15 protein-coding genes are annotated in these 16,066 nt (G+C 43.8%); 4 read left to right on the forward strand and 11 right to left on the reverse strand.

What is annotated here, in order from left to right:
* The first annotated feature begins 202 nt into the window (after positions 1-202).
* Together cysZ and ABXS85_RS12055 are read left to right on the forward strand one after the other, a co-directional pair.
* On the forward strand, positions 203-982 hold the full coding sequence (gene cysZ, locus ABXS85_RS12050) for a sulfate transporter CysZ (protein WP_353666781.1): 780 nt from the start codon (positions 203-205) through the stop codon (positions 980-982).
* Positions 982-1,827, forward strand: coding sequence for a response regulator (locus ABXS85_RS12055; RefSeq protein ID WP_353666782.1), 846 nt, complete (start codon positions 982-984; stop codon positions 1,825-1,827). Before cysZ ends, ABXS85_RS12055 begins: the two co-directional genes overlap by 1 nt.
* A gap of 86 nt (positions 1,828-1,913) precedes the next feature.
* On the opposite strand, the gene phoR is transcribed toward ABXS85_RS12055, so the two are convergent.
* The 9 genes from phoR to ABXS85_RS12100 form a co-directional block, all read right to left on the reverse strand.
* Complete coding sequence (phoR, locus tag ABXS85_RS12060; RefSeq protein WP_353666783.1) at positions 1,914-3,239, reverse strand: phosphate regulon sensor histidine kinase PhoR; 1,326 nt, start codon at positions 3,237-3,239, stop codon at positions 1,914-1,916.
* Complete coding sequence (phoB, locus tag ABXS85_RS12065; protein ID WP_353666784.1) at positions 3,236-3,931, reverse strand: phosphate regulon transcriptional regulator PhoB; 696 nt, start codon at positions 3,929-3,931, stop codon at positions 3,236-3,238. The genes phoR and phoB overlap by 4 nt, the downstream gene beginning before the upstream one ends.
* An 84-nt stretch (positions 3,932-4,015) precedes the next feature.
* Positions 4,016-4,870, reverse strand: a complete 855-nt coding sequence (ubiA, locus tag ABXS85_RS12070) for a 4-hydroxybenzoate octaprenyltransferase (RefSeq protein WP_353666785.1) — start codon at positions 4,868-4,870, stop codon at positions 4,016-4,018.
* Positions 4,867-5,427, reverse strand: a complete 561-nt coding sequence (locus tag ABXS85_RS12075) for a chorismate lyase (RefSeq protein ID WP_353666786.1) — start codon at positions 5,425-5,427, stop codon at positions 4,867-4,869. The genes ubiA and ABXS85_RS12075 overlap by 4 nt, the downstream gene beginning before the upstream one ends.
* A gap of 4 nt (positions 5,428-5,431) precedes the next feature.
* Positions 5,432-6,700, reverse strand: a complete 1,269-nt coding sequence (locus ABXS85_RS12080) for an HDOD domain-containing protein (protein WP_353666787.1) — start codon at positions 6,698-6,700, stop codon at positions 5,432-5,434.
* Positions 6,701-6,792: 92 nt separating this feature from the next.
* Positions 6,793-7,572: an amino acid ABC transporter ATP-binding protein gene (locus tag ABXS85_RS12085; protein WP_353666788.1), complete on the reverse strand. Its 780-nt coding sequence runs from the start codon at positions 7,570-7,572 to the stop codon at positions 6,793-6,795.
* A 25-nt stretch (positions 7,573-7,597) separates the two neighbouring features.
* Positions 7,598-8,698 carry an amino acid ABC transporter permease gene (locus ABXS85_RS12090; protein ID WP_353666789.1) on the reverse strand — a complete coding sequence of 367 codons (1,101 nt, stop codon included), beginning with the start codon at positions 8,696-8,698 and terminating at the stop codon, positions 7,598-7,600.
* A gap of 12 nt (positions 8,699-8,710) precedes the next feature.
* On the reverse strand, positions 8,711-9,883 hold the full coding sequence (locus tag ABXS85_RS12095; protein WP_353666790.1) for an amino acid ABC transporter permease: 1,173 nt from the start codon (positions 9,881-9,883) through the stop codon (positions 8,711-8,713).
* A gap of 111 nt (positions 9,884-9,994) precedes the next feature.
* Positions 9,995-11,017, reverse strand: coding sequence for an amino acid ABC transporter substrate-binding protein (locus ABXS85_RS12100; RefSeq protein WP_353666791.1), 1,023 nt, complete (start codon positions 11,015-11,017; stop codon positions 9,995-9,997).
* Positions 11,018-11,560: 543 nt separating this feature from the next.
* Here ABXS85_RS12100 and lrp point away from each other — a divergent pair.
* The gene (gene lrp, locus ABXS85_RS12105; protein WP_353666792.1) at positions 11,561-12,037 is read left to right on the forward strand and encodes a leucine-responsive transcriptional regulator Lrp; all 477 of its coding nucleotides are present in this window, start codon (positions 11,561-11,563) and stop codon (positions 12,035-12,037) included.
* On the opposite strand, the gene recG is transcribed toward lrp, so the two are convergent.
* On the reverse strand, positions 12,034-14,115 hold the full coding sequence (gene recG, locus ABXS85_RS12110; RefSeq protein WP_353666793.1) for an ATP-dependent DNA helicase RecG: 2,082 nt from the start codon (positions 14,113-14,115) through the stop codon (positions 12,034-12,036). The two genes, lrp and recG, sit on opposite strands and share 4 nt — an antisense overlap.
* Before the next feature lie 15 nt (positions 14,116-14,130).
* Positions 14,131-15,036 carry a hydrogen peroxide-inducible genes activator gene (locus tag ABXS85_RS12115; protein WP_353666794.1) on the reverse strand — a complete coding sequence of 302 codons (906 nt, stop codon included), beginning with the start codon at positions 15,034-15,036 and terminating at the stop codon, positions 14,131-14,133.
* A 164-nt stretch (positions 15,037-15,200) separates the two neighbouring features.
* On the opposite strand from ABXS85_RS12115, the gene ABXS85_RS12120 reads away from it, so the two are divergent.
* Complete coding sequence (locus tag ABXS85_RS12120) at positions 15,201-16,037, forward strand: NAD-dependent epimerase/dehydratase family protein (protein ID WP_353666795.1); 837 nt, start codon at positions 15,201-15,203, stop codon at positions 16,035-16,037.
* The last annotated feature ends 29 nt before the right edge of the window (positions 16,038-16,066 follow it).

The following is a 16,066-nucleotide window of genomic DNA, read 5'->3' on the forward strand; positions in this document are numbered from 1 at the left end:
CTCGAAGGAGACCTACATCTATGTAGGGCATTAGGGCAGCACAGGAGCTTGCTGCCATAGTCACTGGACTTGTTCGAACCTTCCTTGTCCAAACTGGTAAAAATTTATTATTTTTACCTATGACCCCATTAGAGATTAGTTTATAGGATAATGCAACCCGTGATATTCTTCTTAAATCTAACTGATTTTAAAAAGGTGAAAAGTGATTACTCAGCCCTTTCATGCAGTCGGCGCTTTCTTTAAGTCATTGCCGCTTATTCTCTCACCTGGAATGCGTTTGTTCATACTTGCACCCTTGATTGCCAATATCATCTTAATGGCACTGATTTATATGGTGGCGTTGAGTTATTTCCAAGATTTATTGAATTGGGCAACGGGTTATTTGCCTGAATGGTTGTCGTTTATTAGCTGGCTGGTAAATTTGATCTTTGGCGCAGTGATTGCCGTACTCTTGTTTTATAGCTTTTCTGTTGGTGTGAATATTTTGGCTGCACCTTTTATGGCATTTTTGGCCGAGAAGGTGGAAGAGAAAACGACTGGCAAGGTATTTGATGAAGCGCTGACTTTTGCTGGGATTATGTCAACTATTGGTCGTAGTTTGCAGCGAGAAATGCAAAAAATTCTTTACTTTGTACCACGCTTTTTGCTGTTATTAGTTATGTCTTTCATTCCTTTGGTGAATGTCATCGCGCCAGTTCTGTTATTGTTGTTTTCAGCTTGGATGCTGGCATTACAGTACATGGATTATGCTTTCGACAACAACAAAGTGGCTTTTTACGACATGCGCATGGCGCTCAGAAGTAAGCCCTTACTCTGTTGGACCTTTGGCGGTATTGTTATGGTGTCATTAACCATTCCGCTGTTTAATTTGTTTGTGATGCCGATTGCTGTTGTGGCAGCGACGTTATTATGGGTGTCCATCTTTAGGGTAGAGAATGGGGATTTCTCTGCGTTGTTAAACTCTCAAAATGGAATGAAATAATGTCGCTTAAAATATTAGTTGTTGATGACGCATCATTTACGCGAGATCTGATCCGGCGAACCTTGCGTAAGCAATTTCCAGCGGTCGAGATTGAAGACGCGGTGAATGGCCGAAAAGCACAGCAACTGTTGAATAAGACACAATTCGACATGATTCTGTGTGATTGGGAAATGCCTGAAATGACAGGCGTGGAATTATTAAAGTGGTGTCGTGAGCAACCCAAATATCTAAAAGAAGATGTGCCATTTTTGATGATTACCAGCCGTGGAGATAAAAACCACGTAGTGGAAGCTGTTCAGGCGGGTGTAACCGATTATTTGGGCAAACCTTTCTCAGGCGAGCAATTGATTAATAAGGTGTTCGCTGCTGCCAAGAAACACAAGTTGTCTGCGCAATTGACTTCTAAGAAGCCAAAAGCCGCTTCTGGCTCATCACAAGGCATCGCTGCTGCGTCCATTGATGTGTTGATGGGCGGTGCTTCAAAAGTCACTTCACAGGGTTCTAAAATCATCAATCCTACTGAACCAGAAGTCAGTGTGAAAGATGTAAAGATTCCCACACTGGTTCGATTCGAGAATAAGCAGTTCCGTTGCATGGTGATTAAGTTCGGTAAACAAGAAGCCACTATGTTAATTAAGAGTGACGATGTGGTGCCACAAGTGCTTGGTCAATCCGTATTAGATTTAGAACATAATGGGGCTGTGAATCGCTTGAACTATTATGTTGAGTCGGTTGCAACAACTGAAAAAAAACCGGATTCGACTTTTTTGACTGTGGTACTTCGCTTAATTGACCAAGACGCTGATAAAGAAGCTTTTATTAAGAGTTTGTTCGATCATCTTTGAGTAAATGATGAGGATGTTTGATGACTAAAAAAGTGCTTCATTCAGTGCTTTTTTGTTGTTGATTATTTCTTTACTGGGTTACTTTTCTATTCCACCTTTGATGACATTATGCTGTCAATAGCGTCTTTACGTACTCGATTGGCCGGGAAATGACAGGAAAAAGTACTGCCTGAACCGGGTAAACTGCGGATTTGTAATTTGGCATCATGATGTATTAATACGTGCTTTACTATCGCCAGTCCTAAGCCCGTGCCTCCAGTTTTTGAGCCGCGACCTTTATCAACACGGAAAAAACGTTCGGTTAGACGTGGAATGTGCCGTGGGTCGATTCCTAAGCCCTGATCTTTTACTGAAAAAATACCATTGAGCTCACTGGATTCCCATTTGATTTCAATTTCACCGCCGTCTGGCGAGTATTTGACGGCATTTACGATCAGGTTTGAAAAAGCGCTATACAACTCTTTATAAGAACCGTAAATACGTGCATCGTCAGCAATTCGGGTTGTCAGCTTGTGCTGTTCTGACAAAATAGGAGTCGTGGTTTTGACAATAGAATCAATAATCTCGCCCACTTTATACCACTGATTTTCTTCGCGTTTGTCATCACTTTCTAGACGCGACAAAAGCAGTAAGTCTTCGATCAGCTGTTCCATGCGTTCGGATTGTTCCGCCATATTTACTATGCCTTTCTGCATATTTTGGGGCAGGGTATCCTTGAACATATCCAGGGTTTCCACATAACCTTTTATTACCGTTAGAGGGGTTTTGAGTTCATGTGAAGCGTTGGCAACAAAGTCTTTACGCATCTGCTCTAACAAGTGTAGACGTGTGATATCACGAACAAAAATAAGGTGATCGTTTTTATCGTAAAGGGTGGTTTGGATTTCCAGATATACACCATCTTTTGCCGGGGATTTGATTACCAAGGGTTCGCCGAAACGTTTTTGCGTAAAGTATCGGAAAAACTCGGGACTGCGCACTATGTTGGTAATGACTTGGCCACGATCAACCGGTCGCATGAGACCTAGAAAATGCGCTGCTGAGTTATTCCACCACTCTAAATTGCCTTGGTTGTCCGCCATGATAACGCCCTCTTTCAAGGCGCTGGTGGAGCTTTCAATACGCGTTAACGCTTGGCGCATACGGCGTTTGGATTTGCGTTGCTTCTTTTGTAAACGATATACGGCATCGAACACTTCGCCCCAAATACCGTTGGATTCTGGTGGCGCGGCACGACCAGAGTGACGTAACCAGTTATGAAATTGATACAGCTGGTACATTTGCCAGTATAAAGTGCCCAATGTATAGAGCAGCAAAACACCTAAAAAATGGCCTAATATATATCCGATTACCGCGCAGGCAATGAAGCCTGCCAACCAAGAAATAATGGTGTTTCGCCAGATGGTTTTCATGCCGACCTTTTTGCTGAGAAGCGGTAGCCAGTGCCCCGCACGGTTTGAATCAAGAAGTCATGGGTATTGCCAATGGCTTTACGCAAACGACGTATGTGTACATCGACAGTGCGCTCCTCCACGTAGACATTCCCCCCCCAGACTTGATCCAATAATTGCGCCCTTGAATAAGCGCGTTCTTGATGAGTCATTAGGAACTTCAGCAAACGGTATTCTGTCGGCCCCATGTCCAATGGACGAGCTCCAATAGTGACTCGTTGACTGATTGGATCAAGTGTTAGACCTTCTACTTCAATGGGTTCATCAATGCCCTGTGGTGTAGCGCGACGTAATACCGCTTTCAATCGAGCAACTAATTCACGAGGTGAAAAAGGTTTGGTGATGTAATCGTCCGCACCCACTTCTAAACCTTGAATTTTGTTGTCTTCTTCACTTTTTGCGGTCAGCATAATGACAGGTATTTCCGCTGTCGTGCTGTCTTTTTTGATACGTCGTGTCAATTCAATGCCACTGCCGCCAGGCATCATCCAGTCAACCAAAATCAAATCGGGTCTATGGTCCACTATGATTTCATGGGCTTGCTGAATGTTTTCTGCTTCCATGTACTCGTATCCTGCCATTTCTAGGGCAATGGCAATCATCTCGCGTATGGAAGACTCATCATCAATAATTAGTACTTTCTTACCGGTCACAGGATTCACCCTCATCTCAGGAACGGTTTTATTAAAGCGATCAATTATGACAATTTAGTTAAAGTGTCATATGTTTGCCACATTTTACACAAAATAGCTGGTTACTAAGCCAATAAAGACACAAGCACCAATGCGATTGTTGTCTAGGAAAGAGTGAAAACAGGCTTGTCTTTCTCTTTCTCTTGCTTGTTGATACTGTTTATAAAACAACCAAATACAAATCAATAATGCGACAAAATATGGCCAACCCAGTGTCGCGAAGAAGCCTACCCATGTCAAAAGAGAAAGCGTTAAAGCTTGTAAACACAGAATCACCAAAAGATCATATTGACCAAATAAGATGGCAGTGGATTTGATGCCGACTTTTACATCATCAGCACGATCCGTCATAGCGTAGTAGGTATCGTAAGCTATAGTCCAAAAGCAATTTGCTAAGAATAGCATCCATAAGAGAGGGTCGTTTAAGCTACCTCCCTGGGCGCTATATGCCATGGGAATGGCCCAAGAAAAGGCTAGCCCTAAGAAGAGTTGAGGCAGATGAGTATAGCGCTTCATGAATGGATACAGAGCCGCTAAGCCCAAGCCAATAAAGGATAAAAGTATGGTCTGTTTATCGGTTAGTAGCACCAGAATGAAGCTGACTAAGGCCAATACAATGAATAAAATCAATGCTTCATTGGCGCTAACACGGCCAGATGGTATCGGACGGTTTTTGGTTCGTTCTACATGGCCATCTACTTTTCGATCGGCATAATCGTTAATTACACAGCCTGCTGAACGCATGCTAAAGACGCCCAGTATGAAAATAATTACAATCGACCAATCTGGTTGTCCGTCTGCCGCTAGCCATATGGCCCATAAGGTTGGCCACATTAATAATAGGGAGCCGATGGGACGATTAAAGCGAGTTAATTCGGCGTAGTCTTTTAGCTTGTTCATAATAATCCAAATGGCGATTTGAAAGCAGAGATTGTGTCAAAGAAGGCTTCGTTAACCAAGATACCAGTGCCATATTGATGAAAAACTGAACGTCTTGCCCAAACGTTACCTGAATGCTCTGGAAACATGCTTGTAGGCAGTTCAGCAATTTCGATTGGGCTACGTTGTAAAGACCTGTGTTGAAATAGATAACCACCTAGAGGTTTATTTTTTAGGTGAGGCACTTTTCGCCAATGGCCTAAAAGGGAACGTGCAGGAATAATTGAGCGGGCATAAATCACCGTAACCCCATCCAGTTTTAACAATACAGTACGCACGCGGACGGCCGCTCTAGGAGCAAGTTTGAGCTTATGCCTTTCTCTAAAACTTGGGGTTCCCCAACCATCTTCGATGACCTCAACACTCAATTTGGAAATACTGCGCAATTTACGGGTTAGCGATTGCTTGGTGACCAGCCAAGGCCAAAGATGGCTTGGAATCTTGCTTTTGTTAGCACGATGAATCGCCATCCAGCGATAGTCAAATTGCTTGGTAGCAAGCGAATTGAATCGTGTCATAAAGTCAGATGTTCATTTTTTCAATTAATGCGACCATTTTGTGAAGCTCACTGGAGGACTGATATACCTGAACACGACACGCTTCAGCTTGTTCTAGGCTGATACCCACTTCTAATAAGACAGATGGTTCTATTTCTAAACCTTGGCGAAGCTGGTGAGAGATATACAAAAGCTTAGCTAATTTAGCGTGTTCACCATAATAGTGTGGTTTTTTGCTGTAACGAATAGCCGTCCAGATGTTATCTGGTAAGCTCCAGTAACGTAATAACCAAGAGCCTAATTGTTCCTTGGTGAAATGCAAAATCTGCATTTCTATAATTTCCGTAGCCAAATGAGAATTGGCTTCGCAATAGCGCGATAGAATCGAAAAGTGGGGTGGCAATATGCTACTAATGGCCAAATAACCAAAGTTCTGCAGTAAGCCAGCCAAATAAGCATGGCCTAATTTGGGGCAGTCTTCACTGGGCATGACTTTGACTAAGGCTTCCATGAGAACCGCATTGGAAACCGAGTCGAGCCAGAAGTTTTCGTAATGTCTTGGGCCATTCTCAGGTGTTTGAAAAGCATTACCCATGGACAAGCCTAATGCCAAGTTCATCACCATATCAAAACCCAACACACGTATGATGGCATCTTCGACGGATTCAATGGTTCCAGGAGCGCCATAATAAGGAGAGGAAGCCCAACTGATCACCTGCGCCGCCAGACTTGGGTCCAGTGCAATGACCTCACACAGTTCGTCAGTACCGGCGGTTTCATCGCTTGATAAACGAATGATGCGGTGTGATGATGCTGGTAAAGGGGGAATTTCCAACGTTTCTTCTAGGCGCTGTTTCAGGCGAATGGATTGGAAACGGCCGAGGGCTTGCAGAATCTGTTCTTCGTCATTTTCATGATTGCTGGCGGCTTGCTTGATTTGGTCTACCGGGATGGAAATGTTTTCAAAGCGATTGAGAGGGCCTGAAAACATGTCTTTTAGCTCTTCGCTAGAAATGTCGCGATAGGGACTATCAGACTTGAGACGAATTTGCAGAGTCTCACTTTCAAAGATGCTGGCATCCAAGATACTGGAAACACTATTGGGTTTGATGAGCGGGTCGCCATCACTGTTAAAATGGGGGATGGGTTCAAAGCGGCGTTTGGTAATACGCGCTAAGGCCGCTATGTCTAACATATGGTGTTCTGGGAAAATCACTTGCAAACGACCTGTATGGTCCACTAAATGTACCACACGCAGCCTATTACTTGGCTGTAGTTCTGCTGAAACGTCCATATGAAGTACTCTGTAAGAACAAGGATTTAGGTAACTGAAAAAGCCCCATGATAGGGGCTTTTATTTTACAGATTTTATCAGCAAAGATCTAATTAGTGGTTTAGAATCTGGCTTAAGAACATTTGCGTGCGGTCATGTTGTGGGTTGTCAAAGAACTCAGCAGGTTTGTTGGCTTCGACAATTTCACCCGCATCCATGAATACCACGCGGTCCGCTACGGTTTTCGCGAAGCCCATTTCGTGGGTTACACACACCATGGTCATACCTTCTTCAGCAAGCTGGATCATAACGTCCAGTACTTCCTTGATCATTTCTGGATCAAGGGCTGATGTTGGCTCATCAAACAGCATGATACGAGGTTGCATGCATAGACCACGAGCAATGGCCACACGTTGTTGTTGACCTCCAGAAAGCTGACCTGGATATTTCAGTGCTTGGTTAGCGATTTTGACACGCTCCAAGTAATGCATTGCCATTTCTTCCGCTTCTTTTTTCGGAGTCTTACGAACCCAGATTGGCGCAAGTGTCAGGTTTTCCAAAATAGTCAGATGCGGAAACAGATTAAAGTGTTGGAACACCATGCCTACGTCTTTACGAATGGCTTCAATGTTCTTTAAATTATCGTTCATTTCGATACCATCGACCAGAATGCTACCTTTTTGGTGTTCTTCAAGACGGTTGATGCAACGCGTCATAGTCGATTTACCGGAACCAGACGGTCCACATACTACGATACGCTCGCCTTTCTTGATACTAAAGTTGATGTTCTTTAATACGTGAAAGTCGCCATACCATTTGTTTACGTCCGTGAATTGGATGATTGCTTCTTCGCCCGGCGCTAGTTGGGCAAGTGCCATATTTTGTTGAGTCATTTTATGAAGGCCTCTAAATTCTTAATTAATTCCGCTTGTGTCCAGTATCTAACTTACGTTCTAGTGCCATGCTGTAGCGAGACATACCGAAGCAGATAATCCAATAAATAAAGCCGGCAAAGGCGTAACCTTCTAATGCTGTTCCAAGCCAGTTAGGGTCTTGTTTTGCTAGTTGAATCATACCCAGCAAATCAATCATTCCAACGATGTAAACCAGAGTAGTGTCTTTAAATAAACTGATAAAATTATTTACTATCCCCGGAATAACCAGCTTTAATGCTTGAGGCAAGATGATTAGACACATTGATTGCCAATAGGTTAATCCCATTGCATCTGCTGCTTCGTACTGACCTTTTGGAATGGCTTGCAAACCACCACGAATAACTTCGGCAGTATATGCGGCAGAGAATAGGGTAATACCAATTAAGACACGCAATAACTTGTTGAAGTTCATGCCTTCAGGCAAGAATAATGGGATCATTACCGATGCCATGAACAAGATAGTGATCAAAGGCACAGCACGAATGGTTTCAATGAAAACCACGCAAACAGATTTCACTATTGGCATATCAGATCTTCGACCAAGTGCTAAAACAACGCCGAGAGGAAATGATGCGACAATACCGATAATACCCAGTAGCATGGTTAGAAATAAGCCTCCCCATAGAGGTGTTTCTACAATGCTAAGGCCAAATACACCTCCTGAAAATAGGAAGTAGGCAATAACTGGATAAACAAAGATGATTGCAATGGATAAATACAGCTTATTCACTACTTTGATGGCATACATTCCCACCATCAAAACTAGTATTATCGCTGCGATATTGATTCTCCAGTATTCTTCGGGTGGGTAAAGACCATACATAAACTGATCAAAGCGAGCGTTTATAAATGCCCAGCATGCACCACCTGCAGTACATGCATCTTTATTGTTCCCTTCCCAAGTCGCATTAAGTAGTCCCCACTGTATGACAGGAGGAACAATTAAATAAATGATATAGAGGCTGAGCAGAGTCAGCACAACATTCAAGGGAGATGAAAAAAAGTTATTACGTATCCAAGCGACAGGACCAACCGAATCAGACGGTGGTGGGAGGCTTGGAGATGGTTTAAATTCGATCGCCATAAGTTTGCCTCCTTAACGCTCAACTAATGCCATACGCTTGTTATACCAGTTCATAAAGAGTGAGATAGACAAACTCAAAGAACCGTAAACCAGCATACAAAGACCAATGGTTTCAATTGCCTGACCGGTTTGGTTCAGGGTTGTTCCCATAACAACCAGCACCAGCTCAGGGTACGCAACCGCACCGCCTAAAGAGGAATTCTTAGCAAGATTTAGATACTGGTTTGTAAGAGGAGGAATAATAACGCGCAGGGCTTGTGGAAGTACAATTAGACGTTGAGTCAGAGTATCAGACAATCCGAGTGAGCGAGAAGCTTCTGTTTGCCCCCAGTTTACTGACAAAATGCCAGCACGAACATTTTCAGCAATGAAGGCTCCAGTATATGTAGAAAGCGCAATTAACACTGCCACAAATTCAGGAATCAGAACCATGCCTCCAGTTACGTTAAAGCGGCTCTTATTTGGAAGTTCAAATTCAACGGGAAAGCCCGATAGTACAAAAGCGATTAGAGTGACGCCCACTATCGTAGCAAGAGATGCCCAGTATGCAGGGAACCATTCTCCTGTTTTCTGTTGACGTTGCTTTGCCCATCGAATAATGAAAAATGAAGCAAGTATAGAAATGAAGAAGGCAGCAACAACAAAGCCCATACCCTCTTGAAAATTTGGGCTAGGTGAGTAAATGCCGCGGTTATTAAGGAAAAAATCACCAAAAATAATACTGTTTCGTGGGTGCGGCATAGCGGCTAATACCGCGAAATACCAAAAAAACATTTGTAACAGCAAAGGTAAGTTACGAAGTGTCTCAATGTAAACTGTGGCTAGGCGTGCAACTAGCCAGTTATTAGATAATCGGGCAAGGCCCATAACGATACCAATAATCGTGGCCAATATAATCCCTAAGATCGAAATAACAAAGGTATTTATCAGAGCAACAAGGAATGCCCTTCCATATGTATTTGCCTCTGTATACTCAATCAGGTGCATTAATATTGGAAAGCCAGCCGGTTCATTTAAAAATTTAAATCCAGTTGAAATTCCACGCGTATCTAGGTTGGCTTGTAGATTGCTGAATAAGTAGTATCCAGCCAGAACGACAAGAACCAACAAAACTGCTTGAAATATCAGGGCACGATTGCCTGCATCATTCAAGAAGCTTGAATTTGAGTTTGCTTTTTCGCTCATCTTAGTCCAGGCAGTATTATGCTCGTCAGATGTGTTTTATAAATAAGACTGGCGCAGCACACTTATACAGTAAAGTGGCTGCGCCAGTTGTTTAGATAGGTTTAAGAGATATTAACGAACTGGTGGCGCGTACATTACGCCGCCTTCAGTCCATAGATTGTTAATACCGCGTGGTAGACCTACAGGCGTATTTGGACCAACATTTTTCTCAAATACTTCACCGTAGTTACCTACTTCAGCAATGATGTTGTATGCCCAATCAGCACCTAGACCTAGAGACTCACCCATATTACCTTCAGCACCTAGCAGACGACGGATGCCTGGATCTTTTGATGTTGATTTGATTTCAGCAACGTTACTAGAGCTGATGCCCATTTCTTCAGCGTTAACCTGTACAAACATTGCCCAAGTAACGATGTCTTTCCATTGGTTGTCGCCATGACGAACAACTGGACCTAGAGGTTCTTTAGAAATGGTTTCTGGCAGAATAATATGTGCTGAAGGATCTGCTAACTTGGAGCGGTGTGCTGCAAGACCAGACTTATCGGTTGTGAATACGTCACAACGACCAGTAGCGTAGGCAGCTAGAGCTTCGTCTGCTTTTTGTACGATAACAGGAACGTAGTTCATCTCGTGCTTACGGAAGAAGTCCGCCATGTTTAGCTCAGTAGTAGTACCTTGTTCAGTACATACTGTCGCACCATCAAGATCCATTGCAGACTGAACACCTAGGTCTTTACGAACCATGAAACCTTGACCGTCATAGAAATTCACTGCAGTGAAGTCTAGACCCAAAGCGGTATCACGAGTGTAAGTCCAAGTCGTGTTACGAGAAAGAATGTCGATTTCGCCAGACTGAAGCGCGGTGAAACGTTCTTTAGCAGAAAGTGGAGTGAATTTAACCGCTTGAGCATCACCAAATATTGCAGCAGCCGTTGCACGGCAAGCGTCAACATCAATACCAGTCCAGTTACCTTTATCGTCCGCGTTGGAGAAACCAGGAACACCTTGGCTAACACCACACTGAATGAAGCCTTTAGCCTTTACATCGTCAAGTGTCGCAGCAGCTGCTCCAGTGCTGATTGTGGCAGCAATGGCAGCGGTAGAAAGAAATTTACCAACATTGGATTTCATTGTATTGAGCCTCCCAGGCGATTTTTTTATGTATGTTGTAATTATTGCAGTTTTGATAGATCTGAATTTGAATCTATGAGATCGGTAAAGCAAACATAATGCCAACATTTAATTATTCTTGTTGTCTTAGATATGCAGACGAATCCTCTAGGGGATCGTCACATCCCCCTATAGAATTACTCTTTTGCGCCTTAGTCAAGAATAAAATATTAAAAAAGAAGACTAATGTACTCATTGCTTGCACTTTTTTTTCTTAAATATAGGCTACCAATTAATCTTATGTTTCCATGAGATGGAACCAGTAAGACCAAATAAAACAAAGTGTTAAGTTATGCTGAGAAGTTATTTTTGCTCATTTTTGGGGCGATTTGACAAAACACCGACTCCAAATTGTGCGACAGACATTTCTTGCTTTATTTTGGTGCTTTTTTGTTGAAGATGAAAGCCCTTACAAAATATATTGGTTAAAGCGCTTTCCCAAAATTGTGCTCTGCATGATAAACTTAAGCATTCTTAGCAGTTTAGTAAGGAGATCCATATCAAATGGATAACTCAGCAAAACCACTTGATCGATTGGACAAAAAAATACTTAGAGAATTGCAAATAAACGGTCGTTTATCCAATGTTGAATTGGCAAGTCGTGTTGGTTTGAGTGCCACTCCTTGTTTAGAGCGTGTACGTAGATTGGAGCGCAATGGTTACATTACAGGCTACTGTGCCTTAGTAAACCCAAAGAAAGTCGATGCGGGTTTGTTGGTATTTGTTGAGATCCGTTTGAAAACCACGTCCCCTGAAGGGTTTAATGAATTTAAAACAGCGGTGGCGGAAATCCCTGAAATTTTAGAGTGCCATCTAATTGCGGGGGATTTTGAGTACTTACTAAAGGCGCGCGTCTCTAGTATGGATTCGTATCGATTACTGCTTGGTGAAACCTTGCTGACCTTACCGCACGTTCGAGAGTCGCGTACTTATGTGGCGATGGAAGAAGTAAAGAACACCACGGTAGTGAATATACCTTAGACGTTAAGGTACTGAGCATGATTCGGTAGCCAGCGATTTAATAAAGGCGGAATGTGCTCAGGATATTCTTGATAGAGTAGCCCTGCGGCCTTCTGTACATCATCTAGTAAGGCTTTATCTCTTTGCAAATCAGCGACTTTAAACTCCCACAACCCTGTTTGACGCGTCCCCAATAACTCTCCTGGACCGCGTAATTCTAAATCCTTCTCAGCGATTTTGAAGCCATCACTGGTTTCACGCATAGTAGACAGTCTGGCCTTGCCTTGCTGACCAAGTGGTGCTTTATAGAGCAAGACACAATGACTGGCAGCTTGACCACGACCCACACGGCCTCTTAGTTGGTGCAATTGAGCCAGACCGAGACGCTCAGGGTTTTCAATGACCATTAAGCTGGCGTTTGGCACGTCTACACCTACTTCAATCACGGTAGTCGCTACCAGCAGCTGTATGTCGCCAGCTTTAAAGCGGCTCATGATGTCCGCTTTTTCTTGTGCTTTTAAACGGCCATGCACTAGGCCAATACTGATCCCTGCTAATTGCTCTTGCAGAACCTGCGCTGTGTCTTCGGCAGCCTGACATTGCAAAGCTTCGGATTCTTCAATAAGAGTGCAGACCCAGTAAGCTTGCTTACCCTGCTGACAGGCGCTTTGTACTCTGTCTATGACTTCTTGTCGCCTTTGGTCAGATACCACAATAGTGTTAACAGGCGTTCGACCAGGTGGTAATTCGTCTATGATAGAAGAGTCTAGATCCGCGTAAGCGGACATGGCCAAGGTACGAGGAATTGGCGTGGCCGTCATGATTAATTGATGGGGTTGAACACCGTGTTTCATGCCTTTTTCTCTCAAGGCCATGCGCTGATGAACCCCAAACCTATGTTGTTCATCTATGATGGCCAGAGCCAATCGATCAAACTCAACCGATTCTTGGAACAGGGCGTGGGTACCAATGATAATATGCGCTTCACCAGAAGCGATTTTATGTAGTTCGGCTTCCCGTGATTTGCCTTTTAATTTACCTGTCATCCAAGCGACATTAAGGCCTAGAGGTTCAAACCATTGGGTAAAGTTAAGATAATGCTGTTCAGCAAGAATTTCTGTTGGAGCCATGACGGCCACTTGATAACCTTCTTGAACCACAGCCGCTGCCGCCAAAGCGGCGACCAAAGTTTTACCTGAGCCCACGTCTCCTTGCACCAAACGTAACATGGGGTGACCCTCTGCCATATCCTTTAGTATGTCTTGAAACACTCGTTGTTGCGCATTGGTTGGCGAGAAGGGTAACTGCCCCAGCAGCTGTTCACTGAGTTGTCCTGCACTAGTGACCTGAATGCTAGCATCTTGCTTGGCTTTGATGCGTTTACCAATGAGAGACAGTTGATGCGCCATTAATTCTTCAAAAGACAAGCGATATTGCGCTGGGTGACAACCCTGTTTGAGTTGCTCCAGATTGGCATCCCGTGTTGGGTGATGTAAGAACTGAATGGCATCGGACAAAGAAGACAAGCTGAACTCTTGACGTATATCGTCTGGCAGCCATTCTTTTAGATTGTAAGGAGTGAGACGCTGCAACGCCTGTTCGCATAATTGGCGAATCTTGGTTTGCGTCACGCCTTCTGTCAGAGGGTATATGGGAGTGAGTTGATTGGACGCTAATGGTTCTTCATCATCACTTATTACTCTGTACTCTGGATGGTAGATTTCAAAACCAGCACTACCGCGACGTAATTCACCGAAGCAACGCACTCTTTTACCGGCTTCTAATTGTTTCTTTTGAGCGGCAGAAAAATGGAAAAAGCGAAGGCCCAAGCTGCCACTATGATCTTTAATGCGACACAGCAAGCTACGTCGCTTGCCCATTTTCACCTCGCAGCTTATGACGTGCCCTTCGATAACCGCCTCATCACCAAAGCTCAGTTGTCCAATGGGCATGACGCGGGTTCTGTCTTGATAGCGAATAGGCAGATGAAACAGTAAATCCTGAACCGTATGCAGGTGCATACGAGCCAGTTTTTCTGCCATGGCTTCGCCAACACCTTTTAATTCACGCACATCCTGTGTGTCTAATCCATCTATCATTGTCTTATTTGCTGTTTATAAATTAAGATGCTGACACGCTTCGCGAATGGATTGGCTTACCGCCTCAATGGCTTTAGGGCGCGGAAAGCTTGCTCGCCATGCGAGTGCGACAGTTCGTTTTGGCGCCGGTGATGCAAAGGGACGCACTTCCAGCATGGAGTGATCGATATTGGTTGCGGCTGACTTAGGTAATACGGTGACCCCTAATCCTGAAGAAACCATATAACGAATGGTTTCAAGCGAACTACCATTGACTATGGTGCGGTTATCTTCGACCTCGTTGTCGGTGGATAAAGGACAAGCTTCTTGTACTTGTTCACTGAAACAATGCCCTTTGCCCAATAGTAATAAGTTGTCTGTGGATAACTGGTCGGTATTGATGACATCCAGTTTAGTCCAAGCGTGATGCTTAGGCATGAGCACCACAAACTCTTCTTCATAAATAGGCTGAGTTACCACATCAGGCTCTTGGAAAGGTAAAGCCACAATAATGGCATCCAAATCACCGTTACGCAGCTTAGGGCGCAGATTTTCAGTTAGATCTTCTTCTATGATCAGCGGCATGCCAGATGTTAATTTGTTTAATGACGGGATCATTACAGGAAATAAATAGGGGGCTATAGTGAAAATGGCACCTATTTTAAGCGGACCCGTTAGTTGATTTTTTCCCGAGTTGGCCAGTTCTTTGATCATATTGGCCTGATCTAGAACGCGTTTGGCTTGAGCGATAATTTGTTCGCCTACTGGTGTAATGTACACAGAGCTTTTGCTGCGTTCGAAAATGGCAGTGCCAAGCTCCTCTTCCAGTTTCTTAACGGCCACACTTAAAGTGGGTTGGGACACATAACAACGGTCTGCCGCACGCCCAAAATGTTTCTCTTCGGCCAGCATTACAATGTATTTTAATTCCGTTAATGTCATAGTCTACCTTGCCCTTTCGAAGATTCATTATTAATAACTATGATAATACATAATTTAATAAAGTATACTCGTAGATTTTTGTTACCAGCATATTCTTAATGGACACATTTCATGGCGAGATTAGGATTAGGTGGTCAAATTAAGCATTGATATAGGCAATTTACATGGCAAAGATATGCATTGCAGGCTGTGGTGACCTTGGTTCAGGCGTAGCGTCCTTATTATTGTCCGATGGTCATCAGGTGACAGGGATTCGACGTACTGGCACAAGTTTTCCTAATGGAGTGAGTGGCATCACGGGGGAGTTACGTACTCTGCCTGCTGCACTACTGCCGGAAGCGGATTTGGTGTTTTTGATCATGACGCCAAGTGAACGCAGTGAGCAAGGGTATCGCAGCGCTTATTATGAGACAGCGCAAGCGATTGTAGAGCGGTACCAGAATGCGCCACAAGAACCAATTATTGTGTTTGTCTCCAGTACCAGTGTGTATGATCAGCAATATGAGCTTATTACAGAGCAAACTCAAGCTCAGACAAACAGTCCAACGGCGTCAGTTTTATTGGCCACAGAAGCTTTGTTAGCAGAGCACTTTTCTAGTGTGGCTGTGCGTTGCTCGGGGATTTATGGGCCCGGTCGATATGCCTTGTTGAAAAAAGTTCAGTCAGAGCAAAGCTGGGGTGATAACAGCTGGACTAACCGTGTGCATCGTGATGATGTCGTTTCCGCCTTGTATAAGATTGCTCAACTAGCATTGGATCAACAAGCACTGCCTGAGCACATTATTGTGACAGATCAAACACCAGTTTCTATGTGGGAAGTAAAGCTTTGGTTAGCTTCACTGCTAGGGGCAAAAGTGAAAATTGATGCAAACGATGGATTCATGCCCAAATCAGGTAAGCGCATCCAGGCGGATTATTTATTGCAGCAGGGCTGGCAGCCAGTGTACCCAAGTTATGTGGCGGGTTATCGTGAGCTTGTTAAGGCTTATTTGCAGACATAGGTATTATATAAAAGAGAGGTTTGCTGCTT

Source organism: Marinomonas sp. THO17 (genome assembly GCF_040436405.1).
Taxonomy (GTDB): Bacteria; Pseudomonadota; Gammaproteobacteria; order Pseudomonadales; family Marinomonadaceae; genus Marinomonas.

Excerpts from the sequence above, each read along its gene's own strand:
- phoR (WP_353666783.1), bottom strand. The coding sequence starts at position 3,239 with ATGAAAACCATCTGGCGAAACACCATTATTTCTTGGTTGGCAGGCTTC.
- ABXS85_RS12085 (WP_353666788.1), bottom strand. The coding sequence starts at position 7,572 with ATGACTCAACAAAATATGGCACTTGCCCAACTAGCGCCGGGCGAAGAA.
- ABXS85_RS12115 (WP_353666794.1), bottom strand. The coding sequence starts at position 15,036 with ATGACATTAACGGAATTAAAATACATTGTAATGCTGGCCGAAGAGAAA.
- ubiA (WP_353666785.1), bottom strand. The coding sequence starts at position 4,870 with ATGAACAAGCTAAAAGACTACGCCGAATTAACTCGCTTTAATCGTCCC.
- ABXS85_RS12080 (WP_353666787.1), bottom strand. The coding sequence starts at position 6,700 with ATGGACGTTTCAGCAGAACTACAGCCAAGTAATAGGCTGCGTGTGGTA.
- ABXS85_RS12090 (WP_353666789.1), bottom strand. The coding sequence starts at position 8,698 with ATGGCGATCGAATTTAAACCATCTCCAAGCCTCCCACCACCGTCTGAT.
- ABXS85_RS12100 (WP_353666791.1), bottom strand. The coding sequence starts at position 11,017 with ATGAAATCCAATGTTGGTAAATTTCTTTCTACCGCTGCCATTGCTGCC.
- ABXS85_RS12095 (WP_353666790.1), bottom strand. The coding sequence starts at position 9,883 with ATGAGCGAAAAAGCAAACTCAAATTCAAGCTTCTTGAATGATGCAGGC.
- ABXS85_RS12075 (WP_353666786.1), bottom strand. The coding sequence starts at position 5,427 with ATGACACGATTCAATTCGCTTGCTACCAAGCAATTTGACTATCGCTGG.
- ABXS85_RS12120 (WP_353666795.1), top strand. The coding sequence starts at position 15,201 with ATGGCAAAGATATGCATTGCAGGCTGTGGTGACCTTGGTTCAGGCGTA.
- lrp (WP_353666792.1), top strand. The coding sequence starts at position 11,561 with ATGGATAACTCAGCAAAACCACTTGATCGATTGGACAAAAAAATACTT.
- ABXS85_RS12055 (WP_353666782.1), top strand. The coding sequence starts at position 982 with ATGTCGCTTAAAATATTAGTTGTTGATGACGCATCATTTACGCGAGAT.
- recG (WP_353666793.1), bottom strand. The coding sequence starts at position 14,115 with ATGATAGATGGATTAGACACACAGGATGTGCGTGAATTAAAAGGTGTT.